Origin of the sequence: Pantoea sp. AS-PWVM4, from assembly GCF_000468095.1 — a bacterium.
GTDB lineage: Bacteria > Pseudomonadota > Gammaproteobacteria > Enterobacterales > Enterobacteriaceae > Pantoea > Pantoea phytobeneficialis.
Window position 1 is genome coordinate 456,507 of record NZ_ASZC01000002.1, and the last position, 17,853, is coordinate 474,359.

The 17,853-nt window shown below is 52.4% G+C and carries 20 protein-coding genes and 3 tRNA genes; 12 read left to right on the forward strand and 11 right to left on the reverse strand.

What is annotated here, in order from left to right; translation table 11 throughout:
• Positions 1–24 precede the first annotated feature (24 nt).
• Complete coding sequence (locus L579_RS02250) at positions 25–189, forward strand: general stress protein (RefSeq protein WP_013508570.1); 165 nt, start codon at positions 25–27, stop codon at positions 187–189.
• 110 nt (positions 190–299) lie between these two features.
• Positions 300–1,223: a DMT family transporter gene (locus tag L579_RS02255; RefSeq protein WP_021182660.1), complete on the forward strand. Its 924-nt coding sequence runs from the start codon at positions 300–302 to the stop codon at positions 1,221–1,223.
• On the opposite strand, the gene rutG is transcribed toward L579_RS02255, so the two are convergent.
• Genes rutG through rutA form a run of 6 tightly spaced genes read right to left on the reverse strand, consistent with a single transcriptional unit; the run spans position 1,220 to position 6,148 of the window.
• Positions 1,220–2,548, reverse strand: a complete 1,329-nt coding sequence (rutG, locus tag L579_RS02260; RefSeq protein WP_021182661.1) for a pyrimidine utilization transport protein G — start codon at positions 2,546–2,548, stop codon at positions 1,220–1,222. The genes L579_RS02255 and rutG overlap by 4 nt on opposite strands.
• A gap of 45 nt (positions 2,549–2,593) precedes the next feature.
• A complete protein-coding gene (gene rutF, locus L579_RS02265) occupies positions 2,594–3,118 on the reverse strand; it encodes an NADH-dependent FMN reductase RutF (protein WP_021182662.1) in 525 nt (174 codons plus the stop codon).
• Positions 3,105–3,902 carry a pyrimidine utilization protein D gene (gene rutD / locus L579_RS02270; RefSeq protein ID WP_021182663.1) on the reverse strand — a complete coding sequence of 266 codons (798 nt, stop codon included), beginning with the start codon at positions 3,900–3,902 and terminating at the stop codon, positions 3,105–3,107. Before rutD ends, rutF begins: the two co-directional genes overlap by 14 nt.
• A complete protein-coding gene (gene rutC / locus L579_RS02275; protein WP_021182664.1) occupies positions 3,902–4,297 on the reverse strand; it encodes a pyrimidine utilization protein C in 396 nt (131 codons plus the stop codon). The genes rutD and rutC overlap by 1 nt, the downstream gene beginning before the upstream one ends.
• 49 nt (positions 4,298–4,346) lie before the next feature.
• The gene (gene rutB, locus L579_RS02280; RefSeq protein ID WP_021182665.1) at positions 4,347–5,057 is read right to left on the reverse strand and encodes a pyrimidine utilization protein B; all 711 of its coding nucleotides are present in this window, start codon (positions 5,055–5,057) and stop codon (positions 4,347–4,349) included.
• Complete coding sequence (gene rutA, locus L579_RS02285; RefSeq protein ID WP_021182666.1) at positions 5,057–6,148, reverse strand: pyrimidine utilization protein A; 1,092 nt, start codon at positions 6,146–6,148, stop codon at positions 5,057–5,059. Before rutA ends, rutB begins: the two co-directional genes overlap by 1 nt.
• A 306-nt stretch (positions 6,149–6,454) precedes the next feature.
• Between rutA and rutR the strand changes: the two genes are divergently transcribed.
• Complete coding sequence (gene rutR, locus L579_RS02290) at positions 6,455–7,090, forward strand: HTH-type transcriptional regulator RutR (RefSeq protein WP_021182667.1); 636 nt, start codon at positions 6,455–6,457, stop codon at positions 7,088–7,090.
• A gap of 82 nt (positions 7,091–7,172) precedes the next feature.
• Here the strand turns inward: rutR and cycA are convergent, their stop codons facing one another.
• A complete protein-coding gene (cycA, locus tag L579_RS02295) occupies positions 7,173–8,564 on the reverse strand; it encodes a D-serine/D-alanine/glycine transporter (protein WP_021182668.1) in 1,392 nt (463 codons plus the stop codon).
• 285 nt (positions 8,565–8,849) lie between these two features.
• On the opposite strand from cycA, the gene L579_RS02300 reads away from it, so the two are divergent.
• Entirely contained in the window at positions 8,850–9,548 is a 699-nt protein-coding gene (locus tag L579_RS02300; protein ID WP_036624633.1) for an extensin-like domain-containing protein, read from the forward strand.
• A gap of 2 nt (positions 9,549–9,550) precedes the next feature.
• Here L579_RS02300 and L579_RS02305 read toward each other — a convergent pair whose 3' ends face one another.
• The gene (locus tag L579_RS02305) at positions 9,551–10,225 is read right to left on the reverse strand and encodes a DUF4396 domain-containing protein (protein ID WP_021182670.1); all 675 of its coding nucleotides are present in this window, start codon (positions 10,223–10,225) and stop codon (positions 9,551–9,553) included.
• Between the two features lie 564 nt (positions 10,226–10,789).
• Between L579_RS02305 and sdiA the strand changes: the two genes are divergently transcribed.
• Positions 10,790–11,512, forward strand: coding sequence for a transcriptional regulator SdiA (gene sdiA, locus L579_RS02310; protein WP_021182671.1), 723 nt, complete (start codon positions 10,790–10,792; stop codon positions 11,510–11,512).
• 124 nt (positions 11,513–11,636) lie between these two features.
• Positions 11,637–12,248: an acyl-homoserine-lactone synthase gene (locus L579_RS02315; protein WP_036624636.1), complete on the forward strand. Its 612-nt coding sequence runs from the start codon at positions 11,637–11,639 to the stop codon at positions 12,246–12,248.
• A gap of 33 nt (positions 12,249–12,281) precedes the next feature.
• On the opposite strand, the gene L579_RS02320 is transcribed toward L579_RS02315, so the two are convergent.
• The gene (locus L579_RS02320) at positions 12,282–12,506 is read right to left on the reverse strand and encodes a DUF2594 family protein (RefSeq protein WP_013508585.1); all 225 of its coding nucleotides are present in this window, start codon (positions 12,504–12,506) and stop codon (positions 12,282–12,284) included.
• Positions 12,507–12,935: 429 nt separating this feature from the next.
• Between L579_RS02320 and uvrY the strand changes: the two genes are divergently transcribed.
• The 6 genes from uvrY (at position 12,936) to L579_RS02350 (ending at position 16,480) form a co-directional block, all read left to right on the forward strand.
• A complete protein-coding gene (gene uvrY, locus L579_RS02325; protein ID WP_013508586.1) occupies positions 12,936–13,595 on the forward strand; it encodes a UvrY/SirA/GacA family response regulator transcription factor in 660 nt (219 codons plus the stop codon).
• Positions 13,588–15,420: an excinuclease ABC subunit UvrC gene (gene uvrC / locus L579_RS02330; protein WP_021182673.1), complete on the forward strand. Its 1,833-nt coding sequence runs from the start codon at positions 13,588–13,590 to the stop codon at positions 15,418–15,420. Before uvrY ends, uvrC begins: the two co-directional genes overlap by 8 nt.
• Positions 15,421–15,488: 68 nt before the next feature.
• Complete coding sequence (gene pgsA, locus L579_RS02335) at positions 15,489–16,037, forward strand: CDP-diacylglycerol--glycerol-3-phosphate 3-phosphatidyltransferase (RefSeq protein ID WP_021182674.1); 549 nt, start codon at positions 15,489–15,491, stop codon at positions 16,035–16,037.
• A gap of 150 nt (positions 16,038–16,187) precedes the next feature.
• Positions 16,188–16,263 (forward strand) — tRNA-Gly (locus L579_RS02340).
• Between the two features lie 45 nt (positions 16,264–16,308).
• Positions 16,309–16,382 (forward strand) — tRNA-Cys (locus L579_RS02345).
• An 11-nt stretch (positions 16,383–16,393) separates the two neighbouring features.
• Positions 16,394–16,480 (forward strand) — tRNA-Leu (locus L579_RS02350).
• A gap of 124 nt (positions 16,481–16,604) precedes the next feature.
• Here L579_RS02350 and L579_RS02355 read toward each other — a convergent pair.
• Both L579_RS02355 and L579_RS02360 read right to left on the reverse strand, forming a co-directional pair.
• Positions 16,605–17,618 (reverse strand): tyrosine-type recombinase/integrase, encoded by a 1,014-nt coding sequence (locus L579_RS02355; RefSeq protein WP_021182675.1) that lies wholly within the window; start codon positions 17,616–17,618, stop codon positions 16,605–16,607.
• Positions 17,618–17,839: a DUF4224 domain-containing protein gene (locus tag L579_RS02360; RefSeq protein ID WP_021182676.1), complete on the reverse strand. Its 222-nt coding sequence runs from the start codon at positions 17,837–17,839 to the stop codon at positions 17,618–17,620. The genes L579_RS02355 and L579_RS02360 overlap by 1 nt, the downstream gene beginning before the upstream one ends.
• Positions 17,840–17,853 lie beyond the last annotated feature (14 nt).

Consider the following 17,853-nt stretch of genomic DNA (forward strand, 5'->3'; position numbering starts at 1 on the left):
GAGAAAACTCTATCGGAGGAAATGATGGCACAACATCGTGGAGGATCAGGTAATTTCGCCGAAGATCGCGAAAGAGCCGCGGAAGCAGGCCGTAAAGGCGGTAAAAATAGCGGCGGGAATTTCAGAAATGACCCGCAGCGCGCTTCCGAAGCAGGTGAAAAAGGGGGACGCAGCCGCAATAAAAAATAACCCGGCTGCGACATAACGCCCTCCGCCGCCGGGTACGCCCGGCGGTGACAATCATTGCAATTCCTTCCGACTCTGCGAAAATGGCGCCCGAATCCTCACGATGGTGCTTTATGTCTGTTCCTGCTTCTCGCTTTTTCCTGCGCCTGTCGCGTCAGGAACTTGTTCTGATCTTCATTACGATGGTCTGGGGTGGCACCTTTTTGGTGGTGCACCGCGCGATGGCGCACTCCGGTCCGTTCTTCTTTGTCGGTTTGCGCTTCGCGACCGCGGCGTTGCTGCTGGCTTTTTTCTTCCGTCGCTACCTCCGACAAACCACCTGGCTGGAGTGTAAAGCTGGCGCGTTGATTGGCCTGGCGATTGCGGGCGGCTATGGCTTACAAACCTGGGGTATGCAAACCATTTCCAGCAGCCAGTCTGCGTTCCTGACGGCGTTATATGTGCCGGTGGTGCCCTTGTTGCAGTGGCTGTTTTTACGCCGTCCTCCAGGGATGATGGCCTGGCTGGGCATCCTGCTGGCGTTTATCGGCTTGCTGCTGGTGGCCGGTCCACAGAATGGAGAACTGGCGCTGAACGCGGGTGAAATGGCGACATTACTTAGCACCCTGGCGATTGCGGCGGAAATCATCCTGATCAGTCGCTTTGCCGGGCGGGTTGACGTGCGTCGTGTCACCCTGATCCAACTGGCGGTGGCCTCGGCTTGTGCCTTTATCTTTATGATTCCGAACGGGGAGTCGCTGCCAACCTTGAGTATACCGCTGCTGTTGAGCGCGCTGGGTCTGGGGGCGGCCAGCGCATTGATTCAGGTCACCATGAACTGGGCACAGCGTAGCGTCTCGCCGACACGAGCCACGGTGATTTATGCCGGTGAACCGGTATGGGCAGGGGTGGTGGGGCGCATTGCGGGCGAACGCCTGCCTGCGGCAGCGCTACTCGGCGGTGCGTTGATTGTCTGCGGGGTGATCGTCAGTGAGTTGCGTATCCGGCGCAAAAAAGCGGTGCCGGATGTGGCACCGCAGGAGATACAGGAACCTTAACTGTTTTGCCGTGCCGTCTGGTTCTCACCCACACCGGTTCCACGACGGCGCAGAATGGCGTTGAGAATGATCGCGCCAAAGGTGGCGGTGCCGATGCCCCCGAGGGTGAAGTTGCCAATTTTCAGCGCGAAATCCCCGGCACCCAGCACCAGCGTGGTCGCCACCATAATCAGGTTGCTGTTCTGGCTGAAATCCACATGGTTTTGCACCCAGATACGTGCGCCTGCCACGGCAATCAAACCAAACACCACAATCGATGCGCCGCCAATCACCGGGCCGGGAATGGTATGGATTAACGCGCCAAATTTCGGTGAGAAACCCAGTACCAGCGCAATCAGGGCCGCCGCGACAAACGCCAGCGTTGAATAGACTTTGGTAACGGCCATCACGCCGATATTTTCCGCATAGGTGGTAACGCCGCTGCCGCCGATCGATCCGGAAAGCATGGTGGCGAGGCCATCACCGACAAAGGCGCGTCCCATCCAGGGATCGAGATTGCGCCCGGTCATACCTGCTACCGCCTTGATATGTCCGAGGTTTTCCGCCACCAGAATGATAGCCACTGGCGCTATCATGACAATCGCCTGCATATCGAAAACCGGTGAGGTGGTATGCGGCAAGCCAAACCAGGCGGCATTGGCTACCCCGCTAAAATCGACCGGTTTGCCCAGCCCGAGACCATTGGTGAGCAGCGCGTAGATTGCCCAGGCGACAATCAACCCGACCAGAATCAGCAAACGTTGCACCATGCCGCGGGTAAATACCGCCACCAGACCGATGCACAGCACCGTCATCACCGCCATCCAGCTATCGAACATGGATGATGATACGCTGTGTACCGCAATCGGCGCGAGGTTCAGGCCGATTGCCATAACCACTGCGCCCGTCACCACCGGCGGCATCAGTCGTTCAATCCAGCCCGTACCCGCCTTCATCACCACAAAACCGATCAGCGTGTACAGCGCACCACAGGCGATCACGCCACCGAGCGCCAACGCCAGGTTGGGGTTCAGTCCCTGACCGTTGAAACCGGTGATGGCGATAATTACCCCAACAAAAGCGGCGCTGGAACCAAGATAGCTGGGTACGCGCCCGCCGGTGACCACAAAGAACAGCAAGGTGCCGATACCGGAAACCAGAATAGCCAGGTTTGGATCCAGCCCCATTAACAACGGCATCAGCACCGTTGCACCAAACATCGCCACAGCATGTTGCAGGCCCAGAATTAACGTCTGCCCGAGCGGCAGTGTTTCGTCCGGTGCAATCAACCCATTTTCAGTTAAGGCTGACTTTTTCTGCCAGCGGGGAAACCAGGAACTCGCCATCGTCTTCTCCAGAGTGTCTGTGGAACCGGGCCGCACAGGGCGGCGTTAGCGGGCTTCCTGCCGTAAAAGATGCTGATATCCACGGTCGAACCAGGCCAGGCCGTGCGGCTCATCATTACGCACCAACGCCATGACCTCACAAAACAAAATGTCGTGCGTTCCCACGCTCACCACCTGGGAGACTTTGCAATCAAACGACACCAGCGCGCCATCCAGCAGCGGTGAACCGCTGCTGAGCGTATGCCAGCGGGCGGCGAGAAAGCGGTCTGCCATTGGCGTTTTACCGCCAAACAGGGTGGAGAGATCTTCGTGCCCGGCGGCCAGCGTGTTGACGCACAGATAGCCGTTATCGCGGAACACCGGCCAGACCGAAGCGGAGCGGTTGAGGCAAACCAACAGCGTTGGCGGCGTGTCGGTAACGCTACACACCGCGGAGGCGGTGAAACCGGCACGTCCGGCGGGGCCGTCGGTGGTAATGATATTTACGGCGGCACCGAGGCGTGACATCGCATCGCGAAACACCTGGCGCTCGACCAACGGTAAATCAGGCGAGAGTTCATGCGTACTCATCTTTGGCCTCCTTACGCGTTAGCCATTGCAGCAATAACGCATTGAAGTTTTCAGCATCGGTGACGCTCATGGCATGTCCTCCCCAGGCCATTTCGATCAGGCTGGCATTCGGCAAGGCGGAGGCCAGTTCGGGTGAGCAGCTCCACGGCACCAGCAGGTCATCCTGGCTGTAGATGGCCAGCACCGGTTGAGTGATTTTCGCTGCATGAGGACGAAAATCGGCGCTTTTCAGGGCATGCAGCCGGCGTAACAGGTTTTCCATGCCCTGAAAATGTTGCACATGATGCGTGTCCTCTTGCTCCAGACGAGCCTGATTGCGCGCCATCCACTCCGCCGGATAGAGAAATAACGGCTGGGCACGGACAAAGGCTTCCACTCCGACATTCAGCAACAGATCCTGGCGAACCTGGAAGCAACGACGGGTATGGGCATTCAGCGATAACCAGCCGTTAATGACCACCACGCGTCCAACGCGTTGTGGATAATCCAGCGCCAGTTGCAGACCAATCAAACCGCCAAGCGCGTGACCGATCAGATCAAAGCGCTCAATACCCTGCTGCTCCAGCGCTTCGGCCAATTCGGCGGCCATCATCGCCATGCTGTAGCCTTCCGGTAAGGTATCAGCACTGCGACCGGTGCCGCGTTGATCGTAGGTGACAACGCGATAATGCTGCTCCAGCGCCGCCAGTTGGGGCCGCCAGAAACCCGCAACGCCGCCAAGACCAGAAGAGAGCACCAGGGTGGGTGCATCTGCCGTCTGCAATCCCTGAATTTCCAGATGCATTACGCCTCCTGTTTGCCGATGTGCGCCACGGTGGCGATCTCGATCAGCGCATCAGGTTTCACCAGGCCGCATTGAATGCAGTAACGCGCCGGTTTATCACCGGGGAAATATTCGGCATACACCTGATTAATCGCGGCGTAGTTACTCCAGTCGGTGAGGAAAATCGAGTTGAAGGTAACGTCGTCCATAGTACCCCCTGCGGTTTCAATCACTTTTTTGATGGTCTCAAGGACGTGGCGCGCCTGGGCCGCGGCATCACCGACGTGGACGACGTTATTTTGCGCATCAAATGGCAGGGTGCCGGAGACATACACCACACCATCGGCGAGCGTACCAGGGACAAACGGGGCAATTGGCGTGGAGGTTCCGGGCGGAATAATGACACTTTTTGGCATGGTGAAGTCTTCCTTATCGTTGTTTTTGCAGGTGAAAACTATTGGGATGTCAGGCTTTTAATGCTTCACAGAACGTCTCGGTATCACTGACCCAACCGAAAAACGTTTCGATATTAAAGATGGCTGCCTGCTGGGCGAAGGGCGGGCCAGCCTGATAGGTGGCGTCCTCCAGCACGACGCCAAAATATTCCAGGAAGAAGCCATCTCGCAGCGTCGATTCCACGCAGACATTGGTGGCGATGCCGGTAAACACCAGATGGCGAATGCCACGGCTGCGCAGCATGCTGTCGAGTGGGGTATTGAAAAAGCCGCTGTAGCGCGGTTTAGGCAGCACGATATCACCGGGTTGCGGCACCAGTTCATCCACCAGCGCATAATCCCAGCCACCTTTCGCCAACAACGTGCCCTGCAATTCCGGGCGTTTACGCATGGTTTTTAACGCATTGGATTTGTGAAAGTTGGGTGAACCGGCATCGCCCGCTTCGACATATTGGTTATCCCAGCCATTCTGAAACCAGATGATCTGGATGCCTGCTGCTCGGGCAGCGGTCACCGCCTGGTGAATTTTGGCGATCACCGGTTTAGTGGCGGAGACATCAAAACCCGCCAAATCGAGGTAGCCGCCTTCGGTGGCATAGGCGTTCTGCATATCCACCACAATCAACGCGCTCTGCGCAGGGGGGAAGGCGATCGCTTCCGGGCGGGCTGGCAAGGTGACCTGCGGTAAAGTCGAGGTATGGGCGCAAACAACGGTATTCATCAGGCAACCTCCTTCTGCGATTCAATCAAAGCATGACGGCACTGCATCAAGGGCTGAATAAATTGACCAAACTCTTCGATCCCTTGCAGGAAATCGTCAAAAGTCAGCAGTACACCCTGGGTTCCTTCTACCTCTGCAACTTCATCCAACATTCGTGCCACGTTGGCATAAGAACCGACCAGCGTGCCCATATTGATATTCACCGCAGAGGTGGGATCGGCCATCTGACGCACGTTGGTGTCGCTGCCGGATTTCGTGTCCTGTTGGCTTTGTGTGGTCAGCCAGGCGAGGGCCTCTTCATCAGCCCCGGCTTTGTAGTGCTCCCATTTGGCGCGTGCGGCTTCATCCGTTTCTGCGGCGATGATCATAAACAGCACATAGGAACCGACATCGCGACCTGCCTGGTCGGCAGCCTGTTTCATGCGTGCGGCCGTCGGGGCGAAGGCGGTTGGCGTGTTAACACCTTTGCCGAAGCAGAAATTGTAGTCAGCGTGCTGGGCAGAAAACGCCATCCCGGCATCGCTTTGTCCCGCGCAAATCACCTTCATCGGCTTTTGCGGCTGCGGGCTGAGGCGGCAGTCATTCATGGTGAAAAACTCACCTTTAAAATCACTCTGGCCATTGCCCCATAAATCTCGCAGCACGGTGACGTATTCGGTCAGGTATTGGTAGCGACTGGCGAAGTAGTCATCACCGGGCCACAGGCCCATTTGCTCATACTCTGGCTTTTGCCAGCCGGTCACGAGGTTGACGCCAAAGCGGCCATTGGAGATTGAGTCGATGGTCGAGGCCATGCGCGCCACAATCGCCGGTGGCAACGTCAGGGTGGCGGCGGTGGCGTAGATCTCAATACGCGAAGTCACCGCCGCCAGTCCGGCCATCAGGGTGAAGGATTCGAGGTTATGGTCCCAGAACTCGGTTTTACCGCCGAAGCCGCGCAGTTTGATCATCGAAAGCGCGAAGTCGAAATGGTAGTGCTCCGCTTTCTGCACAATCGCTTTGTTCAGCTCAAAAGTCGGCTTGTACTGGGGGGCATGGGTGGAGATTAACCAGCCATTGTTACCAATCGGGATAAAGACGCCAATTTTCATGTGAAACCTCTCAGCAAAGAACGGGGGTTGTTTCACGCGCTGCGTTGCGTCCTGCTTGCTCCCTGCCGGCGGCGCTCGTTCACAAAACTGCAAAGCCTGTGCCACATTTTTAAATGCCATAGATAACAATGTGTTAAAAATAACGCTTAAGATAAATTGGATTGAGTGGTCCGTTTTGGACCATCTGGTCAAAACAATCTGCACATTTTTCATGCGTGAGTGGTCAAAAAAGGTGCAGGGTCATTATTAGGCAGGAGCGGAGGCCTTTGTTATGATGCCTCTACGCAGGATGGATGAGGTAACAGTGTGAAAAGCGATGAAAAAAAGCCCACGCGTCGGTCACGCGCGGTTGCGGCAAAACGGGCGGCGATTCTTGAAGCGGCGCTGACCTTCTTTTCGCAATACGGTATTCATGGCACCAGTCTCGATAAAGTGGCCGAGCGTGCCGATGTGTCAAAAACCAATCTGCTTTATTACTATCCCTCGAAAGAAGCCCTCTATATTGCGGTACTGAAAGAGATTCTGGATGTCTGGCTGGCTCCGCTGCGCGCATTGCGCCACGATCAGGAGCCACTGACCGCGATCCGCCGCTATATCCGTCTGAAACTGGAAGTCTCACGCGACCACCCTCAGGCGTCACGCCTGTTCTGCCTGGAGATGTTACAAGGTGCTCCTCTGCTGAAAGGTGAACTGGCGGGCGATTTGAAAACGCTGGTGGATGAAAAGGCGGCGATCATTGAACAGTGGATCGCGGAAGGACGGTTGGCGGGCGTACGGCCACAGCATCTGTTTTTTCTGCTGTGGGCAACCACCCAGCATTACGCTGATTTCGCCTCGCAGGTTGAGGCTATCACCGGGCAGACGCTGAATGATCCCGCGTTCTTTGAGCAGACCGTCGATAACGTCCAGCGCATGATCATAGAAGGTATCCGCGTGCGTTAAACCGGAGAGGGCACCGAGGACGTTGCAGGAAAGATGATTAAAATTAAGGCCCGATGATCGGGCCTTAATTTTTTCAGGGATATCAGGCTTTACGACGACGCAGTAACCAGCCCATGGTCAGGATGACAAACCACAACGGCGTAACCATCAACGCCTGGCGGGTATCTTCCTGGAGAGTCAGCAACACCAGTACAAAGGCGAAGAATGCCATACACACCCAACACATGAATTTGCCCAGCGGCATTTTAAAGGCAGATTCAGCGTGACGTTGTGGATGTTGTTTACGGTAAGCCAGATAGCTACACAGAATGATGGTCCAGACAAACATAAACAGAATCGCTGACACCGTGGTCACCAGTGTGAACACCGTCATCACATCCGGAATCAGATAAATCAACGCGACGCCACCAAGCAGGCACAGGCAGGAAAAGAACAGGCCGGTGGTCGGTACAGCGCGAGCGGATAAACGTCCAAATGCCTTATGCGCAACCCCTTGTTCTGCCAGGCCAAACAACATGCGGCTGGTGGAAAAGATGCCGCTGTTAGCGGAGGAGGCAGCTGACGTCAGCACCACAAAGTTGACGATGCTGGCGGCGGCAGGCAGGCCGATCAGAACAAACATTTCTACGAACGGGCTGCGGTCGGCCAGTACCTGGTTCCAGGGTGTTACCGCCATAATCACCATCAGCGCCAACACGTAAAACATAATCACGCGCAGCGGAATCGCATTGATGGCGCGAGGCAATACTTTGTGGGGATCATGGGTTTCCGCCGCAGCTGTACCCACCAGTTCAATACCGACAAAGGCAAAAACCGCAATCTGGAAACCGGCAAAGAAGCCGCTCAAGCCTTTTGGAAACATGCCACCATGATCCCAGATATTGCTCAGTGAGGCAGTGCCACCACCAGGTGAGGGATAGTGCATGGCGACCAGCACCACACCGGTGATGATCAACGCAACGATAGCGACAATTTTGATGATGGCGAACCAGAACTCCATTTCACCAAACAGTTTCACGGTGGCGATATTCAGCGTCAGAAAAACGAAGACGCAGAGCAGGGCGCTCATCCAGATCGAGAAGTCAGGGAACCAGAGCTGAAAATAGGCACTGATGGCGACCACATCGGCGATGCCGGTAACCACCCAACAGAACCAGTAGGTCCAGCCGGTGAAATACCCGGCCCAGGGGCCAAGCAGGTCGGCGGCAAAATCACTGAAGGATTTATATTCCAGGTTGGAGAGCAGTAGCTCACCCATCGCACGCATCACAAAGAACAGCATAAATCCGATGATCATATAGACGAAAATGATCGAGGGGCCGGCGAGGCTGATGGTTTTACCGGAGCCCATAAATAATCCGGTACCGATGGCTCCGCCAATGGCGATCAACTGAATATGGCGATTGTGCAGATTTCGTTGCAGCTTGTCGGGCTGCTCAGCGCTAAGCAGCGCCTCTTTAGATTGGTCAACCATAAAGATTTCTTTCCTGTCTTGATGTCGTGTCAGCTCTGCTGGCTGTTAGATAACGTGCTGTTGCACGTTGTGAGATGGCATAAGATAGTGGAACAGCAGCAACTTTCGGTAATTGTTTTTTAACAACTGTGACCTTTTACGCGCTTTGCTCTGTCAGTAAATATTTACACAGTACAATCTTCCGTCAGTATGGGTAAAAAGTCAGCAGTTTCAGTGCGTATCCTCCGTTCCTCCGGCCATGAGCAGCTACCTTTGTGATATTCGCGGTATGACCAGAGGGGTGTTATGCGCATATTGCTAATGATTATTTTGTTGGTGCTTGCTGGCTGGTGGAGTCTGCCGTGGTTGCAACAGCATCTGCCGCCGGGCTGGAATCCCTTTACCCCACTAGCCGTGACCGATCCACCGGGTTGGTTGACGCGTTACAAAATCAAACGACTGGCAGGTGATCCTGCTGCTTGTCTGGATGTGATGCGCCGGGCGCAGCGGAGTGGCAAGGTGCAGTTCAGTGAGGAACCCACACGGCAAGGGGCATGCCCGCTGGCGCAGCCACTGCGTGTTAGCAGTTTTGGTGCGGTGATGCTCAGCAGCAGTTTTCTCGCCAGCTGCCCACTGGCAGTGGCAAGTACGATGTATGTATTGCAAAGCCAGGCAGAGTTACAACAGGCAGGGATCAACAGTCCATTGCAGCGTATTGCGCATGTTGGCAGTTACGCCTGTCGCAATATTTATCATCGTCAGGAGGGACGTTTAAGCGAGCATGCGACGGCAGATGCCTGGGATATTACGGGATTTCAACTGGCGAACGGACGTTGGTTATGGGTGGAGAATCACTGGCAACAGCCGCAGGACGCCTCAGCCGCATTACATGCGCTATGGCAGAATGGTTGTGCCAACTTCGGCAATGCGCTTGGCCCTGATTACAATGCCGCACATGCCAGACATTTTCATTTTGGCATGCGCGGAAGCGGCTATTGTCGCTGAGTTTACACCGCGGGATTCAATCCACGTTTAATCAGGAAGTGGTTAGCCGGCCAGGAAAACAGAAAGCCAATCATCATGGCAAGTTGCAACATAAACCAGAAGCCGACCAACAGTGGATTGATTTGCTGATTTAGCACAAATTTCAGCGCCAATCCCATAAAGAGAAAGATACCTAATTGATAAATCAACAAGGGAAAGACTTCAGTTTTCAGGGCTAATAATAACGCACGGCCAAATGAACGTTTTTCACGTTGTCGAATTGCCAGAAATTGAAAAAATAAGCCCATCAATAACGAAATCCCAACGCAAATAATTGCCTCAAGCCACAATGCCGGATTAATGGCGAACTGATTTAGTAAGGTGATTATCGGGATTGTCATTATATTGCCAAATATACAGGCTGCGGCTGACAAGGAAGTCGAAATAAAGATGGTTTGCCAGCCTGCGTTGCGATGTAATTTTTGAGGAACCAGCAGGGCAAGTTTTACCTGGCGGGAAGGTTTTCTTCCCAGATACCACCAGGCCAGCCAACCAACGAAAGGCATATATAGCCCGGTTAATGGCCAAATGATATTCATCACCGCAACCGGGTGAGGGTGGCGGAAGAGGTCTTTTAAAATCATCAGGGCGGTGCAGCCACCCAGAACAAGGAAAGGTAATGCCAACTGGTTCAACATAGTCAGTCCCGCTTAGCTTCTCGAATACGCGCGACAATGCGGTCAGCCCGGCTGCGGCATTGTCTTCCCCTGCAAATCACCGTTGCGTGCTACGCCGCTCACAGCTAAAGAGTAGCCGGAAACGTGCCTGACGGGAATCACTGCGAGGGGTGAAAAAGCCACCACATGGCAGAAATAAATGGGATCAAGAATAAGGTGATGGAGAAATGTGGCATAAAATAACCGAGAGATTAAGGTTAAAACACTGTAAACAATCGATTTCAGTTAATGACGATGCTCAACGCTTATCACAGTATTGAAAATTTTCAATGAATGGGGAGATTGAAACAACATCAGAAAAATCCTATTCTAAACATCTGTCGCATTAAAAGTTGTGATGGTGTTAACAAAGATATGAAAGCTCAATCCATTCCATTGTGGTAACACATTGAGCGCCGGATGTTTAAGATTACGGCGGGTAGTTGGATCTCTTTCAATCAATATTTTTTCTCTAGTTAATTTAATTTTTGTGTTAACCGGACCGAATAACAAGGCGCAAGAGCGTTGCAAGACGCTGAGGCAATAATGACGACCGATAATTATTTCGTCTGGCGAGGCGAGACCGAAATTCAATTTCAGGCGGTGACGGCCGTGATGCAATTGAAACCGCTTTTACAGAAACACGTTGAAAACTTGGGTTTTGATCACTTTGCTTTTCTGATCCAGCATCCGGTGCCCTTTACCCGGCCACGACTTTTTTTGTTCAGCACGTATCCGGAAAACTGGGTTAAACACTACGAAAGTGAGAACTATTTTGCCGTCGATCCGGTGCTGCTACTTTGTCAGCAGCCAGGACGTGGGGTGGAGTGGACGCGCGATCTGTTTACCGGTGCGGGTAATTTATGGGCAGAAGCGAACGCTTACGGCCTCTTGAGTGGATTTTCCTGCTCGGCAATGGCATCAAATCGTGCCATTGGTATATTATCTATTGCATCTAAGCAACAGAGTAAGACCCAGCACTTACGTGTTGAGCTGGAAGTGAAACTACACTTTCTGGCGGAACTGAGCCTGCGTGTCCTGGAACGCCTTAACGATAACGCTATGGTGATTTTATCTAATGATTTCAGTCAGAGGGAGCTGGAAATTTTGAAATGGACGGCAGAAGGGAAAACCTCTGCGGAAATTTCACTTATTTTAGCGATTTCAGAACACACGGTGAACTTCCACCAAAAGAATATGCAAAAGCGCTTTAATGTTTCCAATAAAACGCAAATTGCCTGTTATGCCGCAGCAATTGGACTGATATAGCAAAAAGGCAACTACTAATTTTAGTAGTTCCCAGCCTGAAGCCAGTTGTCTACCCTGCGCCGGAACTTTGCCAGGCTGGCGCACATAAAAATCATTGCAAACATGGGGATGTCAGGGGCGCATGATGAAAATAATTCAAACCCAGTTAAAGGATATGCCGTCCTCTCTGCTGGCCGAATTGGGAACCTATCGCTACAGCGTATTTGCGCGCGGTGAAGGCTGGTCAATTCCACCCCGCTTGAGCACCCCGGGCCAGGAGTATGATCGTTTCGATCGCTCAGACGTGACCTGGATGATTGCCTGGAACGCGCGGCAGGGCATTTGTGGTTGTGCGCGTTTAATGCCGTGGCAAGAACCCGAAATGACCGAGGGGTTAGTTTTGCCTTTTAGTCATGAAAAAGTTTGGGAGATGTCGCGTTTTTCCGCCCGACTGGAAGTGGATGCAGAGTTGCCCCTAAATATCCTCTGGCATTCGGTTCAACTCGCTGAATTGAGCGGGATCGAGTTTCTTATCAGTTCCGCTACGCCGATGTTGGAGAAAATGTTTGAGCAACATCGGGTAGTCTATGAACCGTTGTCGCCGGGGCTGATTCAGTCTGAGGACAACCTGTTCGCCATTCGTATTCCGGTTCAGCAACCGGCGCTGGCTGAAAAGTACCGGGGTACACGTCGCTTCAGCCCTGAAGAGGTGCTGCCAACATTGGGCGTGTCCGTTAACTGGCAGTCGCACGGTTAAATCTCCCCGCGCATCAGGCGCGGGGCAGACCGCTTACTGGCGGTAGGCGGTTTTGATTTGGCGAATGGTGTTGCTGAACACTTCAGCCTGCGGTTTTTCTCCTAACGTTTGCACATAACGTTCCATATTGATGATCACTTTTCCGGCATCAGCCTGGCCCATCCCTTTCAGAATCAGTGTCACCATCATTTTCAGACAGGCGACTTCATCCGCCAGCTTCTGCGTTTCCTGCGAAGTTGCAAAGTCTTCATCACTCATAATTGACTCCCTGGTTGTGTTGCATGGTCTTGACACATTCTTCCTGTGCACGAAAAACAGAGTATATCATAGGGTTGTCAAAAGAATTTATTAGCACTGAAATCAGAAATTCATGTCAGAAATGGAATGAGAAATTGCTGTATTTATCGTCAATAAATAATGACGGAAGCGATTATTTATTTAAAGCAGGGCGTGGAAAAAGCGAAGCGACGCATAAATTATAACATAATGATATTAGTCATTATTTTACTTTTTTATTCTCGCATGATATCGCTGATGACTAAAAATACGTGGTCCTTAACATCTATTTGATGTGTGTCATTTCAACCAGGATTTATCTGCCCAGACGATGTTTTTTCACCGGAAAACCCGGTAAGATAAGCCTCCTGAAATATATTCCCCCATCACTAACCTGCGGAGTACGTCCCGTTGATCAGCTTGCTTCTTGTTGATGACCATGAACTGGTACGCGTTGGTATTCGTCGCATACTGGAAGATATGAAGGGATTGGTAATTGCCGGGGAAGTGGCTTGTGGTGAGGATGCGGTGAAGTGGTGCCGTAACAATCCGGTGGACGTCGTGCTGATGGATATGAACATGCCTGGCATTGGCGGTCTGGAAGCTACGCGTAAGATCATGCGTTACAACCCGGATATCCGCATTATCATGCTGACCATCCATACGGAGAATCCGCTGCCAGCGAAAGTCATGCAGGCCGGTGCTGCGGGTTACCTGAGTAAGGGAGCCGCGCCACAGGAAGTTGTTAGCGCTATTCGTTCAGTACATGCAGGGCAGCGCTATATTGCTTCTGATATTGCTCAGCAGATGGCGCTCAGCCAGATTGAGCCGCAGAAAGCCGAATCGCCCTTCAGTTGTTTGTCTGAAAGGGAATTGCAGATTATGCTGATGATCACGCGTGGGCAGAAAGTGACGGAGATTTCCGAACAGCTTAGCCTCAGCCCGAAAACCGTTAACAGCTACCGTTATCGTATGTTCAGCAAGCTGAACATCAGTGGCGATGTGGAGTTAACGCATCTGGCCATACGACATGGCCTGTTTAATGCGGAGCCGTTAATCAGTAGTGAGTGACGTTTTTAATTCAAAAGCCTTTCTCAGCACCGTGACCAGTCAGCCCGGCGTCTATCGTATGTATGACGCGACAGGCACGGTGATCTATGTTGGTAAAGCCAAAGACCTCAAAAAACGCCTTAGCAGCTATTTCCGTACACAGGTGGGGAGTCGCAAAACCGAAGCGCTGGTCAGTAACATTCAGCAAATCGATGTCACTGTGACGCACACCGAGACGGAAGCGCTGTTGCTGGAGCATAACTACATCAAGCTTTACCAGCCGCGTTACAACGTGCTGTTGCGTGATGACAAATCTTATCCTTACATCTTTCTCAGCGGCGATAGCCATCCGCGACTGGCGATGCATCGTGGGGCGAAACATGCCAAAGGTGAATACTTTGGCCCGTTTCCCAACGGCTATGCCGTGCGTGAAACCCTGGCGCTATTGCAGAAAGTGTTCCCGATTCGTCAGTGTGAAAACAGCGTCTACCGCAATCGCTCGCGACCTTGCCTGCAATATCAGATTGGTCGTTGCCTCGGCCCCTGTGTCGCCGGTTTGGTCAGTGAGGAAGAGTATGCCCAGCAAACCGATTATGTGCGGCTGTTCCTGGCGGGCAAAGATGACCAGGTATTAAATCAACTGGTAAAAAGGATGGAGGCTGCCAGTCAGGCGCTGCGTTTTGAGGAAGCGGCACGTTTACGTGATCAAATTCTGGCGGTACGTCGTATCACGGAGAAGCAGTTTGTCTCCAATCAGGGAGATGACCTGGATGTGATGGGCGTCGCCTACGATGCGGGTATGGCCTGTCTGCACGTATTGTTTATTCGTCAGGGTAAAGTGCTGGGAAGCCGCAGTTACTTTCCCAAAGTCCCGGCTGATACTGAACTGGCGGAAGTCGTGCAAACGTTTCTGGGTCAGTTCTATTTGCAAGGCAGTGAGGCACGAACCTTACCGGCAGAGATTTTGCTGGATTTCAGTCTTCCGGATCGCGAATTACTGGCGGAATCGCTCAGTGAAATGGCGGGACGCAAAGTCAATATCCAAAGCAAACCGCGTGGCGACAGGGCTCGCTATCTCAAACTGGCGCGTACTAACGCGGCGACCGCGCTAACAACTCGCTTATCACAGCATTCAACGATTCAGCAGCGTCTGGCGGCTCTGGCGGCGTTCCTGGAACTGGATCAGATCAACCGCATGGAATGCTTCGATATCAGTCACACGATGGGTGAGCAAACCATTGCCTCTTGTGTCGTGTTCGATCGCAACGGCCCGTTACGCAGCGATTATCGGCGTTACAACATTGAAGGCATTACGCCGGGCGACGATTACGCCGCAATGAATCAGGTATTGCGCCGCCGCTACGGTAAGGCGCTAGAAGAAGAGAAAATACCGGATGTGATCCTGATTGATGGTGGTAAAGGACAACTGGCGCAGGCGAAACAGGTGTTTGCCGAGCTGGATGTGCCCTGGGATAAAGATCGTCCGATTCTACTCGGTGTGGCAAAAGGCAGCGATCGTAAAGCGGGTCTGGAAACGCTGTTTTTCGAAGCTGAAGGAGAGGGGGTATCGCTGCCGCCGGACTCACCCGCGCTGCATGTGATTCAGCATATTCGTGATGATGCTCACAATCATGCGATCTCGGGTCACCGTAAAAAAAGAGCCAAAGTTAAGAACACCAGCGCACTGGAAAGCATCGAAGGGGTTGGGCCAAAACGGCGTCAACAGTTGCTTAAGTACATGGGGGGCCTACAGCCGCTGATGAATGCCAGTGTCGAAGAGATTGCCAGGGTGCCGGGCATTTCTTTCGCCCTGGCAGAAAAAATCTACTATTCCCTTAAACACTAACATTGAAACAGGGGGGGCAATGTAGGAACATACGTTAAATTCTACCCATACCAGACAGTTACTGGCATATGCAATTTAACATTCCGACATATCTGACCCTGTTTCGAGTTGTCCTGATTCCTTTCTTTGTGCTGGCGTTTTATCTGCCATTTCAATGGGCGCCGTTCGTCACCGCGCTTATTTTTGTGGTCGCTGCGGTCACTGACTGGTTTGATGGTTTCCTGGCACGTCGTTGGAAGCAAACCACACGTTTTGGTGCATTTCTCGATCCTGTGGCAGACAAAGTTATGGTGGCAATCGCGCTGGTGTTAGTGGCGGAGCATTTCCACTCCTGGTGGATAACCTTACCCGCAGCCACCATGATTGCCCGTGAGATCATTATTTCTGCATTACGTGAGTGGATGGCGGAAATTGGCAAGCGCAGCAGCGTGGCCGTCTCTTGGATCGGCAAAGTCAAAACCACCGCACAGATGCTGTCTCTGGTCGCGTTGTTGTGGCGACATGATGCCACGGTGATTGGCGTTGGTGTGGTCGCGTTGTATATTGCAGCGGTGCTGACATTCTGGTCAATGTATCAATATTTGAACGCAGCGCGTGGCGATTTGTTCGAACGATGATCGATGCGATTTAAAAAGCAGCAAACGGACGCACTGTGTGGATAATTCTATTGACTCATTGCGCCAGTTCAGTAGAATGCATCGCATCGAACGGCAGCGAGTTTGCTAAAAGCTGAATAAAATCAGTAAGTTTGATAGTAATAAAAATATGCGGGAATAGCTCAGTTGGTAGAGCACGACCTTGCCAAGGTCGGGGTCGCGAGTTCGAGTCTCGTTTCCCGCTCCAGATTTAGCACTCTGTTTCAGTAACGGAATGCACATCAGATTAAAAGGCGCGTTGGCAGAGTGGCCATGCAGCGGATTGCAAATCCGTCCACCTCGGTTCGACTCCGGGACGCGCCTCCACTTTACACCCTGCCCGGGTGGTGAAATCGGTAGACACAAGGGATTTAAAATCCCTCGATCGTAAGGTCGTGCGGGTTCAAGTCCCGCCCCGGGCACCATATTGAATACCGATTCAAACCGAATAAAATCAAAGCAATAAGCAGTGATGTCGTGACCGCCCAAGGGCGGTTTTTTTGTTTCTCCACCTCGCTTTCCTAATATCCTTTCCTAATATTCGCCGTTCTATTTTTGACCGCCGACCACAGGGACAACTGCAATCTTGCGATTGTAGCGAGCAGTTTGCTCAACATTTTTATGCCCCGATATCGCCTGCTTCTCATATAAATTCCCATCCAAATCCGAAATGCCCTTGGCCTTTAGATCGTGGAAAGTGAAATCGAAGGTCATCTCTGGAAACTTCTCTTTTGCTTCCTTCTTCGCTTTCAGCCAGCGGCTGTTAAAGCCATCACGGGTATATTTCGCACCTGATGGCTGGTGGATCACATAAATGCTACTCATCCCGGTTTTTAACGGCAGGCATGAAGCATCTTTGATAATTTTCTCAAGGCGCGGAGACCAGCCCTTAATCTGAGACACTGAAGTTTTGCTCTGTTTGATTAATATCCCCTCGTCAATCAATTGGCTTTTCTTCATTTCGAGAACATCACCCTGGCGAGCACAGCACAGATAAGCCAACTCCATAGCAATCTGGACAACGTCAGGTGCAACACTAAACAGTGCAGCATATTCAGCATCTGTCACATAGCGATCACGGGCCTTCTCTTTGAACTGCTTTACCCCTTTCGTAGGGTTGCGCTTAACTATGCCGCGCTCATAACCCCAACGATAAATACGCGACATGAAAGCCTTCTCCCTGTTAGCCTGGGTGCGGCTTTTCAGGCCGCGCTTATCCATGTATTTACGGATGTGCTCAGGTTTAACCGCATCAGAAGGCATCGCGCCGAAAACAGCTAAGACACTTTTAGAATATTTTCTGTAATCCTTCTGTGTCTCCGGTGCCAGCTCAAAGAAATCGGCTGACTTGAAGAAACGATCAGCGAGAGCAGCAACAAGGCTGTCATCTGGCAATTCGTTCAAAAGCGCTTCGTATGCTGCCCATACCTGAGACTGGGGAGCATCAAAGCTGCAAAGCCTGATTGCACCACCATTCTTTGGGTGGAACTCAAACGCAGACTTGCCCCGGTAAACACGGGGCGGCATCCAACTGTCTTCTTTATTTTTTCTGGTACGGGCCATTAGTCGAGTGCCCCAAAATTAGGTTCGAATGCATCCGGCATCACTGTCTTACGGTGAGTGATGGGATCGTTGAAATGTTGCCAGGTCGTGCGTGGACGTCCATCGCGGCGAACCACGAAGAAAACCCCGGCTTGCTTTAGGCACTGGCATTGCTTAGACGGGATTTTGTACCCGGTGATTTGTTCAATGTCAGCATCAGAAATTATATCGTTAGTCTGCATACCCATCTCTCCAT